This window comes from Acinetobacter sp. GFQ9D191M (genome assembly GCF_011174875.1).
In the GTDB taxonomy this organism is placed as follows: domain Bacteria; phylum Pseudomonadota; class Gammaproteobacteria; order Pseudomonadales; family Moraxellaceae; genus Acinetobacter.
Genome location: NZ_JAALGV010000100.1, coordinates 1 through 1,904, shown reverse-complemented (window position 1 = coordinate 1,904; position 1,904 = coordinate 1). Strand labels below are relative to the sequence as shown.

The 1,904-nt window shown below is 43.2% G+C and carries 3 protein-coding genes; 1 reads left to right on the top strand and 2 read right to left on the bottom strand.

Features of this window, described 5'->3' with window-relative positions:
• Positions 1-417 (bottom strand): hypothetical protein (locus G5T77_RS13875; protein ID WP_088734959.1); only part of this gene is annotated, 417 nt, incomplete at its 3' end.
• A gap of 17 nt (positions 418-434) precedes the next feature.
• Positions 435-701 carry a mobilization protein gene (locus G5T77_RS13870; RefSeq protein ID WP_088749624.1) on the bottom strand — a complete coding sequence of 89 codons (267 nt, stop codon included), beginning with the start codon at positions 699-701 and terminating at the stop codon, positions 435-437.
• 208 nt (positions 702-909) lie between these two features.
• Between G5T77_RS13870 and mobQ the strand changes: the two genes are divergently transcribed.
• On the top strand, positions 910-1,904 hold a 995-nt coding region (gene mobQ / locus G5T77_RS13865; RefSeq protein ID WP_166139469.1), incomplete at its 3' end, for a MobQ family relaxase.

Genomic DNA, 1,904 nt, shown 5'->3' with positions numbered 1-1,904 from the left:
AACTACATTGTGGACAGGTTGGATTTTAGAGATAAGAAAAACTTCTAGGGCATTTGCTAAATAAGCCGTATCACGTTCAAAGCCTATTGTAATGATGGATCCAGCATCTTTCAGTCTTGGATCTATCGCAATATATTCAGTTTTATCTTCATTCCATCGGCAATATTTCATTACCCTGGCGCTTAAGCCATTACCACGATAACGGCCAGCACCTCTAGAAGTCCCAACACCGATATAAGTCACTAAATCCCCTTTGACAAACGCATATACACCTTGTTTATCGTAATTAGGAATTTTTCCAAAATTAAAATGTACTGGTGACCATTCAGGAGGCTTTCCTAATAGGTCTACATTCCAGTGATGTTCGAAGAATAATTCTGTATTACGTATTAACTTATTAAGTGTTGGATCTTCCACTACTTATCCCTCAAAATTTATAAATTAAAAAGCTTTCGGTCACGCTCATCTGTTAAATACTTATCCATCTGAGCAATTAATTTAGCTCTGGCTTGTTCATCATCTTCAGTGATCTTTAGCATACAGGATCCAATTAAAATTTTGCGTCTGGTATCATCCTTTCGAGCTTGTTCTTTCTCTTTAGCACGTTCTCTTGCCAGTGCTGCCTGTCTTTGAGCCTTTAACTGCTTTAGCTTTTCTTCCTGTGCTTTGATTTTGCTGTCTAGTGTTTCAGTAACGCTCATTAATCCAATACCATCATCCTGGGAAACCATCCCTAACATAAGCGCACTTGAATATGCATTCAAGGTGCTATATGTATAGTAATGTTTTCCTCGAAGAGCGCACTTATGCAAACTTCGTTTGCAAGTACGATTGGGGTCTCCCCAATACCCCGACAACCGTATCCACGGTTGTACTTCACTACGTGAAAATTTAAAAGCGAAAATAGGCATGGCGATTTACCACTTTTCAGTCAAAACCGTAGCACGATCAGCAGGGCGTTCCGCTACTGCTGCGATTGCCTATCGGGCAGGTGAAAAGATCTATTGTGAACGTGAGGGCCGAGAACATGATTACAGCCGAAAAACAGGTGTGGAATATAAAGAAATTTATTTACCCGAAGGCGCACCAGAACATTTAAAAAACCGGGAAAGACTCTGGAACGAAGTTGAACAACGGGAAACCCGAAAAAACTCGACAGTTGCCCGAGAATTTGAAATCGCTTTTCCAAGTGAATTAAATCAGGAACAACGCCTGGCCATGCTCGAAGAGCTATGCGCCAGTATCGTGGACAGACACCAGGTAGCCGTCGATGCCTGTATTCATGCACCGCATACTGGATCTGGTAGTGATGAACGCAATTATCACGCGCATATCCTGATGAGCACACGCAAACTTACTCAGGAAGGCTTCACCGAGAAAACCCGGGAACTGGATCAGAAACACAGTGGAGAAATCGAACACTGGCGCGAACACTTTGCCGATATCTGCAATATGCACCTGGATCTGGCTGGATACACTGCCCGAGTCGACCACCGCAGCTACAAAGACCAGGAGAATGGTTTAGAAGCCACGCTGCACGAAGGGCCGAAAGTCACCGAACTGCGCCGAAAAGGGATTGAGACCGAAATCAGCCGAAGCAATGACGAAATCAAACAGAGAAATCAGGCTCAGCTGCAATACAGCAAAAATATGGATCTGCTGATTGCTGAAAATGAGATCAAACTCAGCACACTGAAAACAGAACAGCAGATCCAAATCAAAAATAGCGCTAAAACGCCACCAATTGACGAAAAAGCCCTGTTTGAGGAAAAACAGAGGGAAACCCTTGGCAAAGTGCTAAAACGCGAAATCAGCGCAAAAGACGCGAATCTAGACCTGGATTTCATGCAGCGTAATCTCAAACAAGCCGAAATAACCCTGACCAAGCACCACAAACATCAAAA